Source organism: Bradyrhizobium sp. WSM4873 (genome assembly GCF_055811355.1).
On sequence record NZ_JBVVPS010000004.1, the window covers coordinates 34,566 to 47,867 of the forward strand.

Genomic DNA, 13,302 nt, shown 5'->3' on the forward strand with positions numbered 1-13,302 from the left:
CGGCGGATTCACCTGGGTTATTGATCCAGGTTAGAGAAATTTTCGTTTGTAGGTTTCGCAGGAACGAACATTCCTTGCATCGCTTCTACTCCCAAATGTGACTGGCGCGCCGGTCGCCCGACCAGAACAGCAGCGCGCTTTCATTCTCATCACGGATTGATCCCGCAGGATCGATCTCACGGCGGCACGGAGCGGTGAATGACGCGAGTATTGATCACTGGAGGCGCGGGATTCATCGGATCGCATGCAGCCGACGCTCTGCTGGCGGCGGGCTATGAAGTCCGCCTGCTCGACAATCTCTCGCCGCAGGTCCACGGAGGCAACCGCCAGCATCCCTCCTATCTTGCCAAAGACGCGGAGCTCGTCGTCGGTGACGTCACCGACGCTCTCGCGGTCGATCATGCGTTGCGCGGCACCGACATGGTCCTGCATCTCGCATCAGCAGTCGGCGTCGGCCAGAGCATGTACGACATCGAACCCTATGTCAGGACCAACGAGCTCGGCACCGCCGTGCTGCTGCAGGCACTATCCAGGCGCCCGGTCGCGCGGCTCGTGGTTGCCTCGTCCATGAGCATTTACGGCGAAGGCCTTTACCGGAGCGCCGATCAGAGCGTGGTCGCCTGCGAGGAGCGGGCGGTCGAGCAGCTTCGCCGCGGCGATTGGGAGCTGCGCGACGCCGCCGGCAACCCGCTCGATCCCATCCCTACGCCGGAGACAAAGCAGCCTTCGCTGAGCTCGATCTATGCGCTCAATAAATATGCGCAGGAGCGCATGTGCCTGATCACAGGCAAGGCCTATGGCATCCCGACGGTGGCGCTACGCTTCTTCAATGCGTTCGGGCCACGTCAGGCCCTGTCTAATCCGTATACCGGCGTGCTGGCCATCTTTGCCGCCCGGCTGCTCAACGGCCGCCCACCCCTCGTCTTCGAGGACGGCCGGCAGCGCCGCGACTTCGTCCATGTCCATGACGTCGCCCGCGCCTGCCGGATGGCGCTCGAGGCGGAGCACGCGCAGGACGTCTTCAACGTCGGCTCGGGCCAGAGTCGCACCATCCTGTCCGTCGCGGAGGATCTCGCCGAAGTCATGGGGCGCCGTGACATTGCGCCCGAGCTGACGCGAAAATATCGCGCTGGAGATATCCGCCACTGCTTCGCCGACATGGGAAAATCCCGAGACGTGCTCGGCTTCGAGCCTCGCGTCGCATTCAGGGATGGGCTCGAAGAGCTGGCGGAATATCTCGCCGACCAGATCGCTGACGATCAGGCGGAGCGAGCCACCAGGGAGCTGCTGCAACGAGGATTAGTTGCGTGATGAGTGAACGAGACAACAGACCGGTCCTGATCACCGGCGGCTGCGGGTTTATCGGCTGCAACCTCGCCGACCGCCTGGCAGAGCGCGGCGAGCCGGTGCTGATCCTGGATAATCTCGCCCGCGCCGGCGTGCGGGAGAATGCGCAATGGCTGAAGTCCCGGCATGGCGACCGGGTCACAATCACCGTGGCCGATATTCGCGAGCCGATCCCGGTGATCGACGCCGTACGCGAAGCCCGCGCCGTGCTGCACTTGGCCGCCCAGGTCGCCGTCACCGACAGCGTGAGCGATCCGGCCGCCGATTTCGAAATCAACGCGCGGGGCACATTGAACGTGCTCGAAGCCGTGCGCCTCCACAACAACGCCGCGCCGATCGTATTCGCCTCGACCAACAAGGTCTACGGACGCCTGATCGACGATGGCGACATCGCGCTCACCGGCCGTCGCTACACGCCGACAAGCGGCCTGCTGGCCCCCGGCATCTCGGAAAATGCGCCGCTCGATTTCTACAGCCCCTATGGATGCTCCAAGGGAACGGCGGATCAATACGTCCATGATTATGCGCGGGTCTACGGCCTCCAGACCGTGGTGATGCGCATGAGCTGCATCTATGGGCCCCGTCAATTCGGCACCGAGGATCAGGGCTGGATCGCGCATTTCCTGCTGAGCGCCATCCGCAGCAAAGAGCTGACGATCTATGGCGACGGCCATCAGGTCCGCGATGCGCTTCACGTCTCTGACGCGGCCTCGGCCTGGCTCGCCGTGCTCGATGGCATCGCGCTCGCCCGTGGACGCGTATTCAATCTCGGCGGCGGTCCGGCCAACGCAATCAGTCTGCTGGAATTGATCGACCGCATCACCGATCTGACCGGCCGCAGGGTGGCCTATCGCTTTGCCGATTGGAGGCCCGGCGATCAGCCCTGGTACGTGACCGACACGCGCGCCCTCTCCAGCGCGCTCGGCTGGGCGCCTCAGGTTTCGTTCGCAGACGGCCTCCGATCCCTTCACAGCTGGCTCGACGGCCGGTTCGGATCGTCACAAGGCAACCGCGAGGCGCTGGCATGACGCGTGTTGCCCTCATCAACCCGAACTGGGACTTTGGCGGCAGCATCTATTTCGGCTGTCGATCCCCTCACCTTCCACTCGAACTCGGGATCCCCGAGCATTACCTGAAGGCGGCCGGGCACAAGACGCTGCTGCTCGACGCCCACATGTTCGACCTTTCTCTCGCCGATATCGAAGCCGAGCTGCGCGCGTTCGGCCCCGACCAGATCGTCATCACGACGGCGCCGACCTATCTGTTCTGGCGCTGCGCCCCTCCCGAACTCCGCGTTCCCCAGGAGCTCGCGATGGCGGTGCGCGACTTGGCTCCGATCCTCATCGCGGTGGGCCCCCATGGCTCGACTGTGCCAAGGGCCGCGCTTCGAAAGCTCGGCACCGACATCGTCGTGATGGGCGAGTGCGAAGCCTCCTTGCTGCGTCTTGCCAATGGCGAACGGGACTTTCCGGGCCTGTGCTTCGCCGATGGCGCATCGGTCCGCGTCAATGGCGGCCCGCAGGCGGTCGCATTCAAGGATCAGCCGCCGCTCGATTGGCCGGAGGAGATGATCCGGCGGCATCACCATCACCACCACCGTTTCGAAGCCGAGCCACAGGCGCCTGGCGCCGAGGTCGAGTCGTCCAGGGGATGTCCGTACAATTGCACGTTCTGCGCGAAGGAGAACTTCCGCAACGCCTACCGCAAGCGGCCTGCCTCCATCGTTCTCGAAGAGATCGATGGCCTGCGTGAGCACGGCATCGAATATGTCTATTTCATCGACGAAATTTTCCTTCCAAACGTGGAACTGCTGGAAGGGCTGACCACACGCGGGCTGAAATTCGGAGTGCAGACCCGCATCGATCTCTGGAAGCCGGACATGCTGGCTCTGCTCGGCCGCGCCGGCTGCGTCTCGATTGAAGCCGGCATCGAGAGCCTCACGGTCGAGGGCCGCGCCGCGCTCGCCAAGAACTGCAAGATGACGACCGACCAGCTTGCCGAACGGCTGGTCCAAGCGCGCCGTCACGTTCCGTTCGTGCAGGCCAATTTGATCGAAGTCCCCGAGGACGAGGACCCCGTCGTGCAGCGCTGGCGCCGCACCATGCAGGATGCCGGCATCTGGGCCAACGATCCGGTCCCGCTGTATCCTTATCCCGGCTCGCCGGATTATCGAAAGCTTTGGGGCGAGCCCGACGATTTCGCCTGGGAGCGCGCACACCGGCACTATCTCGCGATGTTCGACCAGTTCAGCGACGTGCAGAACGACCGCCCGGTCCCGCTCGAGACTCTCGAACTGCAGGTGGCATCATGAGCCGCAGCTCGCAGCTCAGGATCCTGATGACGACCGATACCGTCGGAGGCGTCTGGACCTACTCGTCTTCTCTTGCTTCGTCTCTTGCAGCGAAGGGCGCCGACGTCACCCTGGTGACGATGGGTCCGCGCGCGCGGGCCGGCCAGCTTGAGATGCTACGTGGCTCGCGGGTCCGCCTGATCGAAACGGACCTTGCACTCGAATGGCAGGATCCGGAAGGACAAGATCTGTCCCAGGCCAGGCGCGTCCTTGCGAAGCTCGAAGCCGGAATCAGGCCTGACGTCGTTCACCTCAATAGTTTTCGCGAGGCGGCCTTCGCCTGGCGCGCTCCGGTGGTGGTCGTCGCCCACTCCTGCGTCAACTCCTGGGGGCTCGCCTGCCGCGATACGAGCTGGCTCGGCGAACCGAAATGGCGCGGCTACACCGAACGGGTGACCGCCGCACTCGACACCGCACAGGCCTGGGTCTGTCCTAGCCAGTCCTTCCACGATGACATAGCGGAAATCTACCGGCCTCGCTCGCGCGGCATCGTGATCTGGAATGGAATTGGCCCTCAGGGCCTCGCGGGACGGAAGCAAGACATGATCTTTGCGGCGGGCCGGCTGTGGGACCGCGCCAAGAACATCGAGGTCCTGGCGGCTGCGGCGCCTGGGCTGGACTGGCCCGTTCGGGTCGCCGGGCCGGCGGACGAGTGCCCTTCGGCTTCCGTCACCTGGCTCGGGCAGTTGTCTCACGAAGCCATGCGCGCGCACTTGCAGCACGCCGCCATCTTCGCCAGCCCCGCGCTCTATGAGCCGTTCGGCCTCTCCGTTCTGGAAGCCGCGGCGGCGGGATGCGCCCTCGTCCTGTCCGACATTCCCACCTTCAGGGAATTGTGGAGCGGGGCCGCGCTGTTCGTCGATCCCACCGACAGCAAGGCGCTGCATCGAGCACTCGCAAGCCTGTGCACCGACGATCACGAGCGGGTGCGGCTGCAACGTGCCGCCTTTGAGCAGTCCCTGACCTACTCGCTGACCCGGACCACGAGCGCCTATCTCAGCCTCTACGAGGAGATGCTTGCCGTCCATCACGCGCCCGCCCCCATGGAGGTACGCGCATGAAATGCGTTCTGTTCTACCACGCGTTCACCTCCTGCTGGAACAACGGCAACGCCCATTTCCTGCGCGGCTACGCCCGCGAGCTTCACGCGCTCGGCCATGAGGTCGTCGTGTTCGAGCCGATCGACGGCTGGAGCCGACTAAATGCGATCAAAGAGGGTGGCAGTCAGACGATGGAGGATATTCCAACGCTGTTTCCCGGCATCGGCATCCGCCGCTACGACGCCTCCCTTGATCTCGACGAGGCGTTGCACGGCGCCGATCTCGTCATCGTCCACGAATGGAATTCGCCCGATCTGATCGCGGACATCGGATCGAAACGGGCTCAAGGCGCTCCCTTCACGCTGCTGTTCCACGACACCCATCATCGCGCCGTCAGCGCACCGGACGAGCTTGCGCAGTTCGACCTCGACGGCTTCGACGGTGTGCTCGCCTTCGGCGAGGTCCTTCGTCAAATCTATCTGAAGCTCGGCTGGGCCGACCGGGCCTTCACTTGGCACGAGGCGGCCGACGTCGCCCTGTACCATCCGCTGCCGCATGTCGAGCGCACCGACGATGTCGTCTGGATCGGCAATTGGGGCGACGGCGAACGCAGCACCGAGCTCAACGAATTTCTGGTCGAACCCGTGGCCGAGCTGAAGCTGCGCGCGGGGGTCTATGGCGTCCGCTATTCGGACGCGGCGCTCGACACCATTCAGGCGGCAGGCATTCGGTATGGCGGCTGGCTGCCCGCACACTGGGCTCCCATTGCTTTCGCCAGCGCACGCGCGACTGTCCACGTTCCCCGCGGCCCCTATGTCCGGTTGCTTCCGGGCATTCCGACCATTCGCGTCTTCGAGGCGATGGCGTGCGGCATTCCACTGGTCTCGGCCCCCTGGTCAGACGCCGACAGTCTGTTCCCGGAAGGTGCCTATCTCAGCGCCTCCGACGGTACCGAAATGAAGCGGGCGCTTCGTGCGCTACTCGATGACCGGGAATTATGGTCGGCCACGGTGGAGACCGGACTGCGGACGATCAAGGAGCGTCACACCTGCCGTCACCGGGCGGAGCAGCTAGTCGGCATCGTGCAGGACCTCCGGGCCACAGGCCACGCGACACAGCCCCTGCGATACATCGGAGCCTCCGCATGAAGATCTGCTTCTTCGGATCCAGCCTCGTCTCGTCCTACTGGAACGGTGCCGCCACCTATTACCGCGGCATGCTGAAGGAGATTGCGGCGCTCGGCCACGACGTCACATTCTACGAGCCCGATGCCTTCGAGCGTCAGGCCCATCGCGACATCGACGATCCCGACTGGGCGAAAGTGGTCGTCTACGCCGCGACGCCTGAGGGCTGGCGAAGCTCGCTCGAGGACGCCGCCCGCTCGGCCGACATGCTGGTCAAAGCCAGCGGCGTCGGCGTCTTCGATCAGGAGCTGGAGAACGCGGTCGCCGAGATTCCGTCGAATGCAATGCGCATCTATTGGGACGTCGATGCCCCTGCGACGCTGGAGTCGGTGGCGGACAATCCAGAACATCATCTGCGCCATGCGATCCGGTCCTACGACATGGTTTTGACCTATGGCGGCGGCGATGCCGTCGTATCCGCTTATCGCGGAATCGGGGCGCGAGACTGCGTGCCGATCTACAATGCGCTCGACCCCGCCACGCACTTTCCGGCGCCGCCCAATCCGCACTTCACCTGCGATCTGAGCTTGCTGGCAAACCGCCTGCCCGACCGCGAGCAGCGCGTCGAGCGGTTCTTTCTCGATGTCGCACGCCAATTGCCGGACAAGACGTTCGTGCTCGGCGGATCGGGTTGGGATTCCAAAGACACGCCAGCCAATCTGCATAAGGTCGGGCATGTCGGGACCGGCGACCACAACGCGTTCTTCGGCTCCGGTCTGGCGACGCTGAACGTCAATCGCGACAGCATGGCGCGCTACGGCTTCTCGCCGCCAACACGCGTGTTCGAAGCCATCGGCGCCGGAGCCTGCCTGATCACCGACCAGTGGGACGGCATCGATCATTTTCTCGAGCCAGATCGCGAGGTGCTAGTGGCCGCGAACGGGGCGGAGGTCGCAGCGCATCTTGCCGCCCTGCGCCCCGACCGGGCTCAGGCCATCGCAGCGCGCGCTCGTGCGCGCATTCTGAGCCATCACACCTACCGGCAGCGCGCGCGCCAGTTCAACGATCTCTTTGCCGCAAGCAGTTCGCGAATCGAGGCAGCAGAATGAACCTCAATATCGTCGTCGTCGGTCTTTCGGTTACTTCGTCCTGGGGCAACGGTCATGCCACGACCTATCGCGCCCTGATCGAAGCCCTGGCACGACGAGGTCACCAGGTCACATTTCTCGAACGCGACGTCCCCTGGTATCGCGAGCATCGTGATCTTGCCAGGCCTTCCGCTTGGACTGTCGAGCTTTACCAATCCTTGAAGGACATCCCGCAGCGTTTCGGAAAGATGATCCGCGACGCCGATCTGGTGGTCATCGGCTCCTATGTGCCCGACGGCATCGCGATCTCCGAATGGATCACGACCCACGCCCGGGGGATTACCGCCTTCTACGACATCGACACACCGGTCACGCTTGCCAAGCTCGAGCAGGGCCTGGACTATCTTTCCGCGGCGATGATCCCGCGCTTCGACCTTTACCTGTCTTTTGCCGGCGGCCCAGTGCCCGGCATAATCGAGGAGAACTATGGCAGTCCGCTGGCTCGGGTGCTGTATTGCAGTGCCGACACCAACATCTACGCGCCGCAACGCGCGGAGAAGAAATGGGCACTGGGCTATCTCGGGACCTATAGCGAGGACCGGCAACCGGTTCTGGAGCAGTTGCTGCTCGCCCCTGCTCGCACTCTGTCACGCGAGCAATTCGTCGTCGCGGGCGCGCAATATCCCGATGAGGTGGTCTGGCCCACCAATGTCGCCCGGATCGAGCACCTCACGCCCAAACATCATCCGAGATTTTATGCAGAGCAACGCTTTACGCTAAACGCCACCCGCGCCGACATGCGCGCGCTCGGCTTCTCGCCCAGCGTTCGGCTGTTCGAAGCGGCCGCGTGCGGCACGCCCGTGATCTCGGACCGGTGGCCTGGAATCGAGACCGTCTTCGAGCCTTCCCGGGAAATCCTGCTCGCATCGAGCCCCCGCGACGTCGTGGAGATCCTGCGCGACATGCCCGAGGAGCAAAGGCGCACGATCGCGGAAAACGCTCGGCGCCGCGTTCTGGCCGACCACACCTCCGAACATCGCGCCCGGCAGGTGGAGACCTACTACGCCGAGGCATCGGTGCGTCGCCGCCGGAAAGCCCCGCAACTTCCCGCCTCGCGTCCCATGCAGGTCGCTCAAATCTGAAAGGCAGCACCATGACACTTCAGACCCGCATCAACGCGTCCCGCCGCTCCCCCACTGTTCTGGTGGCCGGCGGCGCCGGCTTCATCGGATCCCACCTCTGCGACGCGCTTCTGCAGCGCGGCCACACGGTGATCTGCCTCGACAACCTGTTTACGGGAAGGATCGACAACATCCGGCCGCTGCTCAATCATCCGAATTTTCGCTTCATCGAACATGATGTGCGCGATCCCGTCGAGATCGAGGGTGACGTCGACCGGATCTACAGTCTCGCCTGCCCGGCGTCGCCCCGTCACTATCAGAAAGATCCGGTCGGCACGATGAAGACGTGCGTGCTCGGCACCATCAACATGCTGGAGCTCGCGCAACGGAAAGGCGCCCGGGTCCTGCAGGCATCGACCAGCGAGGTCTACGGCGATCCGGAGGTCCATCCCCAGCCGGAATCTTATCTCGGCAACGTCAATCCCATCGGGCCCCGGGCCTGCTACGACGAGGGCAAGCGGGCCGCGGAAACGCTGATGTTCGACTACCATCGCATGTACGGGGTTGAAATCAAGGTCGCGCGCATCTTCAACACCTACGGACCCCGGATGCTGGAGAATGACGGGCGCGTGGTCTCCAACTTCATCGTGCAGGCGCTTCGCGGAGAGCCGATCACGATCTATGGAGGTGGCACGCAGACCAGGAGCTTCTGCTTCGTCGACGATCTCGTGCGCGGCCTCCAGCTGCTCATGGAGAGTCCATCATCGGTCACCGGACCCTGCAATCTGGGTAATCCGCACGAGGTCACGATCGAGGATATTGCGCGCGACGTGCTGGCGTATACGGAGTCAGCCTCCCCGCTCCGGTTCGAGGAGCTGCCGAAAGATGATCCGAAGCGCCGCAAGCCCGTCATTGATACGGCCGTGAAGGCGTTGGGGTGGCGCCCGCGCGTGGCGCTCAAGGATGGTCTTCACGCGACCATCGCCTATTTCGCCATGCGCATGGCCGGGGAAGCGCCGGCACTCGTTCCGGCCATTGCACCCCGCAGGAGCGGACGTACCGGGGCACGCGGCCAGCTGACGATCGCCGATCGGCAGTAAACGGTAGAAAGAACCCACAAACCCGTGCGAGCCCTCATGCCCGTGAAGCAGCCGCGCCTCGGAGCGGCTTGCAGAGGTTCTCGAGATGGTACTGGTATTCGGAGATGGCGCGATTGGCCATCCGGATCCGGTTTTCCTGGCCTTCCTCGACCATCATGGTGATGCGCTGGGCCAGAAATACGCACGCCTCGAACTCATCGTGGATCGCCCCGCTGCGGGCGAGAAAGTCCCACGCGATCTCATAGGCCTGTTCGGCAGCAGGACTGCGATAGTCGAAGATGATGTGCGCCATGACAGCAAAACGTGGATGAGAGGGTTTCGGTCCTGCGCGTCCATATGAGAGCGCAGGCAGACTCAGCGGGCGAACCCGCCGGTCTCGCACCAGTGGGGACCGGCGGTCTCGCCGCGATGGCGATGGAGTGCGATCAGGCCGCCTGGCGCTGATGCGCCAGATATTCCATTGTTACCTTCTCGACGTTCGAGTCGATCCAGGCGGCCATACGCTGCTCCTCCTTCAGCGATGTCTCGAGCGGATCCTTGGCCTCCGCGAACCCAGCGGCGCCGCAGAGGGCGAGCAGAGACTTGTAGGCAGCGATCTCGAAATTCTCGAAGGCATTGTTGGCGAAAGTGTTCTTGAGGATCTCGTCGCCGGCAACCGAGTGTGCCATGGCTTGCATGTTCGCCATCATGGATTGCGTCGTGTCCTTGAGGCTGGAGGTACTCTCGCCGCAGGCTTCCAGGCATCTCTCCAACCGCTTCAGCTGCTCGTTGGTCTCCTGAAGGTGAGCGGCAACCTTGGCCTTGACCTCGGGATATTCGTCCAGTCGCTCCGACTGACGCTCCATCAACTCCCGCGCCTGCACTTCCATCGCATGCGCATTGCGTAGTCCGACCACGAATGTCTCGCGGGCTGCGTTCGTCATCTCATGTTCTCCATTTCACGGGCCATGTTGCCGCCAACCGCAGTTTCGGCGGATCGTTCCTAGGGGGTGATGAGTGAGGCGAACGCTGGGTTCCGGCCGCCGGACCCGAAGCTAACCTGCGATAACAAAACACAAATCGCCCAACCGCCGGAGGAACGCCGCATGCGAATGACTGTTCTCGGCAACGTGTGGTCGCATCAACGTGTGGTCGCATCGCCAAAAGGCCGCAGCGCTCAGGGACAAGAATGACAGACAGCTCTCCGCACGCCAGCAACTCAGTCCCTTCGCTTGGCCGGCCGGGTGAGGGCCAGCCGGACAACGCTTCCGATCCGTTCTTCATGAGCATCCGCGATGATCTTGCGGACAAGGGCTTCTTCACGGCGACCGCGGAGGAGCTGATCACCTGGGCCCGAACCGGGTCGCTGATGTGGATGACATTCGGGCTCGCCTGCTGCGCGGTCGAGATGATGCAGATGTCGATGCCGCGCTACGACGCCGAACGCTTCGGATTCGCCCCGCGCGCGTCGCCACGCCAGTCGGACGTGATCATCGTCGCGGGCACACTCACCAACAAAATGGCGCCGGCGTTTCGCAAGATTTACGACCAGATGCCTGAGCCGCGCTACGTGATCTCGATGGGGTCGTGCGCCAACGGCGGTGGTTACTACCACTATTCGTATTCGGTCGTGCGCGGCTGCGATCGTGTCGTGCCTGTCGATATTTACGTGCCCGGTTGCCCGCCGACCGCGGAGGCGCTGCTGTACGGCGTGATGCTGCTTCAGAAGAAGATCCGGCGCATCGGCACGATCGAGCGCTAGAGAGCTGACCAAATCGGACTTGAATGGACATGACGCAGATCCCGCTTCCCTCTTCCGCCGACGCGGAGCACGCGCAATCCGACATCGATCGCAACGACAACACGCGGCAGATCGTCGCTGACGTTGCCTATCGTCAGCTTGCGATCGTCAACGTCATCTTCGTCGGTTTCGAGAACGCCGGTGACGGCAATTGGGTGCTGGTGGACGCCGGCATTCCCGGATCGGCTGGCGCCATCCGCTCCGCCGCGAAAGCCAGATTTGGAGGAAGCGGCCGGCCCGCCTGCATCATCATGACGCATGGGCACTTCGATCACGTCGGCGCGCTCGAAACGCTGGCGAATGAATGGGAGGTGCCGGTTTATGCCCATGCGGCCGAGCATCCCTATCTTGACGGAAGCCTATCCTATCCGTCGGCCGATCCCAGCGTCGGTGGTGGGCTGCTCGCTTCTCTCTCTCCGCTATTTCCGACAAAGCCGGTGAACGTCGCATCGCGCCTCTATGATTTATCCTTTGATCACGGTGTGCCCTTCATGCCGGAATGGCAGTGGATCCATACGCCCGGCCATACCCCCGGGCATATCTCGCTCTGGCGCGAACGCGACCGCGTGCTGATCGCCGGCGACGCCTTCATAACGACACGGCAGGAATCCGTTTATGCCGCGGTGACGCAAACGCCGGAGATGCACGGGCCCCCGATGTATTTCACCCCCGATTGGGAAAGCGCCAAGAGATCGGTGCGCGCACTTGCCGCGCTCGCTCCAGAGATCGTCGTCACCGGGCACGGCGCGGCCATGCAGGGGCCGCAGATGCGCGTGGCTCTCGATGCTCTCGCCAAACGGTTCGACGAAGTTGCCGTGCCTTCGCAATACCGACGCGGAGTCGTCGACGACAGAGCTTGATCACGCTGCACGGTTAGGAACGGTGGATGCTTCACATGATTGATCCGACATCGAAACCTCAAGGAGAAGAAAGATGCGTAAGACAATGCTGACGATCTTCACGGCCGCGATGCTTGCAGGCGCTTCGGTCGGCGCAGCGCTCGCACAGGGTGCTGGTGGCGGCGCCGGTGGTGGCGCGGGTGGCGGCGCTGGCGCGGGCGCTGGTGCCGGCGGCGCAGGCGCTGGCGGAGCTGGAGCTGGCGGTGCAGGAGCCGGCTCGGGCGGAGCCGGCGGATCCGGTGGCGGCGGCATCACGCATGTCGAGCGGGGCGGACAGGGTGCTTCCAGTCCTCCCGGCATGCGCAACGAGACGACGCCACCGTCCAACGGCACCATGCCGCGCCGCTAACGGTTCGCGGTTCGCAATTTCCAAAGCGCGCTCCTTGCTGTTGCGCGCATGAGAGCGGCCCCGGCGAGATCCTCTCCTCGCCGGGGCCGCATCGCGTTCACGCCGCAATTTAAAGGCTTTCAAAGTAATCGCTAGAAACCCCATAGGAACGCAACCCGGCAGCACTCATTGCGCAATGGCGTGAACACAAAAGGAGCTGCGCATGTACTACTTCGACAAACGACTGCAATATCCGGTCAGGGTCGAGAAGCCCGATCCGATCTTCGCCCGCCAGCTGCAGCAAGCCATCGGCGGCGTCGAAGGCGAGATCCGCGTCTGCCTTCAGTATTTCTTCCAGGCCTGGGGCGCGCGGGGGCCGGCCAAATATCGCGACGTCCTGCTCAATACCGCGACCGAAGAGATCAGCCACATCGAGATGCTCGCGACCGCTGTCGCGTTGAACCTGGAGAATGCACCGGCAACGATGCAGGAGACTAGCCTGCAGGCCAACCCGGTCGTCGGCGCGGTGATGAACGGCGGCGAGCGGCCGCGGCATGTGATCGAGGGCATGCTGCACCGGCATCTGCTCTCGACCGGCATGGCGGCTTTCCCTGCCAATTGCGACGGCGTCCCCTTCGATTGTTCGCATGTCTACGCCAGCGGCAATCTGGCCGCCGACATGTATTGCAACGTCGCCGCCGAATCCACCGGCCGGACCCTTGCCGTGCGTCTCTTCAACTCCACGAGCGATCCCGGTATGCAGGACATGCTGAGCTACCTGATTGCGCGCGACACCATGCATCAACAGCAATGGCTCGCAGTGATCGAGGAAATGGGCAAGGACGCCGCCCTGCCGATTCCGAACAGCTTCGACCGCAGCAAGGAGGCGACCGAGTTCAGTTACATGTTCATGGGCACCGAACGCAACGCGGCGCCGCTGCAGCCGGGGCGCTACTGCGAAGGTCCTTCGCTCGACGGCCAGGGATCGTTCAGCTTCCGCGCCGGCTTCGAGCCTTTGGGCGAGGAGCCTGTGCTCGGACCGGCGCGGCCGGATAGTGGCGCACAGGTGGAGCAGATGAACGAGCCGCCGGTGACGAACGCGTTGGCCTGATTCTCGTGCAACGG

14 protein-coding genes are annotated in these 13,302 nt (G+C 63.7%); 12 read left to right on the forward strand and 2 right to left on the reverse strand.

The features are described from left to right. The first annotated feature begins 198 nt into the window (after positions 1 to 198). Genes AC0L21_RS08570 through AC0L21_RS08605 form a run of 8 tightly spaced genes read left to right on the forward strand, consistent with a single transcriptional unit; the run spans position 199 to position 9,170 of the window. Positions 199 to 1,311 (forward strand): NAD-dependent epimerase/dehydratase family protein, encoded by a 1,113-nt coding sequence (locus AC0L21_RS08570; protein WP_473260176.1) that lies wholly within the window; start codon positions 199 to 201, stop codon positions 1,309 to 1,311. Continuing rightward, positions 1,311 to 2,375: a GDP-mannose 4,6-dehydratase gene (locus AC0L21_RS08575; protein ID WP_473260178.1), complete on the forward strand. Its 1,065-nt coding sequence runs from the start codon at positions 1,311 to 1,313 to the stop codon at positions 2,373 to 2,375. The genes AC0L21_RS08570 and AC0L21_RS08575 overlap by 1 nt, the downstream gene beginning before the upstream one ends. Beyond that, on the forward strand, positions 2,372 to 3,658 hold the full coding sequence (locus tag AC0L21_RS08580; protein WP_473260180.1) for a TIGR04295 family B12-binding domain-containing radical SAM protein: 1,287 nt from the start codon (positions 2,372 to 2,374) through the stop codon (positions 3,656 to 3,658). The genes AC0L21_RS08575 and AC0L21_RS08580 overlap by 4 nt, the downstream gene beginning before the upstream one ends. Continuing rightward, positions 3,655 to 4,758: a glycosyltransferase family 4 protein gene (locus AC0L21_RS08585; protein ID WP_473260182.1), complete on the forward strand. Its 1,104-nt coding sequence runs from the start codon at positions 3,655 to 3,657 to the stop codon at positions 4,756 to 4,758. Before AC0L21_RS08580 ends, AC0L21_RS08585 begins: the two co-directional genes overlap by 4 nt. Continuing rightward, positions 4,755 to 5,885, forward strand: a complete 1,131-nt coding sequence (locus AC0L21_RS08590; RefSeq protein WP_473260185.1) for a CgeB family protein — start codon at positions 4,755 to 4,757, stop codon at positions 5,883 to 5,885. Before AC0L21_RS08585 ends, AC0L21_RS08590 begins: the two co-directional genes overlap by 4 nt. Continuing rightward, positions 5,882 to 6,970, forward strand: a complete 1,089-nt coding sequence (locus tag AC0L21_RS08595; protein WP_473260187.1) for a CgeB family protein — start codon at positions 5,882 to 5,884, stop codon at positions 6,968 to 6,970. Before AC0L21_RS08590 ends, AC0L21_RS08595 begins: the two co-directional genes overlap by 4 nt. After that, positions 6,967 to 8,091, forward strand: coding sequence for a CgeB family protein (locus AC0L21_RS08600; protein WP_473260189.1), 1,125 nt, complete (start codon positions 6,967 to 6,969; stop codon positions 8,089 to 8,091). Before AC0L21_RS08595 ends, AC0L21_RS08600 begins: the two co-directional genes overlap by 4 nt. An 11-nt stretch (positions 8,092 to 8,102) precedes the next feature. Then, positions 8,103 to 9,170, forward strand: coding sequence for a UDP-glucuronic acid decarboxylase family protein (locus AC0L21_RS08605; RefSeq protein ID WP_473260191.1), 1,068 nt, complete (start codon positions 8,103 to 8,105; stop codon positions 9,168 to 9,170). Positions 9,171 to 9,204: 34 nt separating this feature from the next. Here the strand turns inward: AC0L21_RS08605 and AC0L21_RS08610 are convergent, their stop codons facing one another. Beyond that, positions 9,205 to 9,462, reverse strand: a complete 258-nt coding sequence (locus tag AC0L21_RS08610) for a hypothetical protein (RefSeq protein ID WP_473260193.1) — start codon at positions 9,460 to 9,462, stop codon at positions 9,205 to 9,207. Between the two features lie 133 nt (positions 9,463 to 9,595). Further along, positions 9,596 to 10,093, reverse strand: coding sequence for a ferritin-like domain-containing protein (locus tag AC0L21_RS08615; protein ID WP_473260195.1), 498 nt, complete (start codon positions 10,091 to 10,093; stop codon positions 9,596 to 9,598). 245 nt (positions 10,094 to 10,338) lie between these two features. Here AC0L21_RS08615 and AC0L21_RS08620 point away from each other — a divergent pair, with 245 nt between their 5' ends. The 4 genes from AC0L21_RS08620 to AC0L21_RS08635 all read left to right on the forward strand — a co-directional run bounded on the left by AC0L21_RS08620 (position 10,339) and on the right by AC0L21_RS08635 (position 13,288). Continuing rightward, positions 10,339 to 10,911: a NuoB/complex I 20 kDa subunit family protein gene (locus AC0L21_RS08620; RefSeq protein ID WP_473260197.1), complete on the forward strand. Its 573-nt coding sequence runs from the start codon at positions 10,339 to 10,341 to the stop codon at positions 10,909 to 10,911. 29 nt (positions 10,912 to 10,940) lie between these two features. Continuing rightward, positions 10,941 to 11,810, forward strand: coding sequence for an MBL fold metallo-hydrolase (locus tag AC0L21_RS08625; protein WP_473260199.1), 870 nt, complete (start codon positions 10,941 to 10,943; stop codon positions 11,808 to 11,810). A 73-nt stretch (positions 11,811 to 11,883) separates the two neighbouring features. Continuing rightward, the gene (locus AC0L21_RS08630) at positions 11,884 to 12,198 is read left to right on the forward strand and encodes a hypothetical protein (RefSeq protein WP_473260201.1); all 315 of its coding nucleotides are present in this window, start codon (positions 11,884 to 11,886) and stop codon (positions 12,196 to 12,198) included. Between the two features lie 202 nt (positions 12,199 to 12,400). After that, positions 12,401 to 13,288, forward strand: coding sequence for a manganese catalase family protein (locus tag AC0L21_RS08635; protein ID WP_027519448.1), 888 nt, complete (start codon positions 12,401 to 12,403; stop codon positions 13,286 to 13,288). Positions 13,289 to 13,302 lie beyond the last annotated feature (14 nt).

Coding starts and splice junctions, on each gene's coding strand:
- AC0L21_RS08590 (WP_473260185.1), top strand. CDS start 4,755: ATGAAATGCGTTCTGTTCTACCACGCGTTCACCTCCTGCTGGAACAAC.
- AC0L21_RS08580 (WP_473260180.1), top strand. CDS start 2,372: ATGACGCGTGTTGCCCTCATCAACCCGAACTGGGACTTTGGCGGCAGC.
- AC0L21_RS08575 (WP_473260178.1), top strand. CDS start 1,311: ATGAGTGAACGAGACAACAGACCGGTCCTGATCACCGGCGGCTGCGGG.
- AC0L21_RS08610 (WP_473260193.1), bottom strand. CDS start 9,462: ATGGCGCACATCATCTTCGACTATCGCAGTCCTGCTGCCGAACAGGCC.
- AC0L21_RS08595 (WP_473260187.1), top strand. CDS start 5,882: ATGAAGATCTGCTTCTTCGGATCCAGCCTCGTCTCGTCCTACTGGAAC.
- AC0L21_RS08605 (WP_473260191.1), top strand. CDS start 8,103: ATGACACTTCAGACCCGCATCAACGCGTCCCGCCGCTCCCCCACTGTT.
- AC0L21_RS08630 (WP_473260201.1), top strand. CDS start 11,884: ATGCGTAAGACAATGCTGACGATCTTCACGGCCGCGATGCTTGCAGGC.
- AC0L21_RS08570 (WP_473260176.1), top strand. CDS start 199: ATGACGCGAGTATTGATCACTGGAGGCGCGGGATTCATCGGATCGCAT.
- AC0L21_RS08620 (WP_473260197.1), top strand. CDS start 10,339: ATGACAGACAGCTCTCCGCACGCCAGCAACTCAGTCCCTTCGCTTGGC.
- AC0L21_RS08635 (WP_027519448.1), top strand. CDS start 12,401: ATGTACTACTTCGACAAACGACTGCAATATCCGGTCAGGGTCGAGAAG.
- AC0L21_RS08615 (WP_473260195.1), bottom strand. CDS start 10,093: ATGACGAACGCAGCCCGCGAGACATTCGTGGTCGGACTACGCAATGCG.
- AC0L21_RS08600 (WP_473260189.1), top strand. CDS start 6,967: ATGAACCTCAATATCGTCGTCGTCGGTCTTTCGGTTACTTCGTCCTGG.
- AC0L21_RS08585 (WP_473260182.1), top strand. CDS start 3,655: ATGAGCCGCAGCTCGCAGCTCAGGATCCTGATGACGACCGATACCGTC.
- AC0L21_RS08625 (WP_473260199.1), top strand. CDS start 10,941: ATGACGCAGATCCCGCTTCCCTCTTCCGCCGACGCGGAGCACGCGCAA.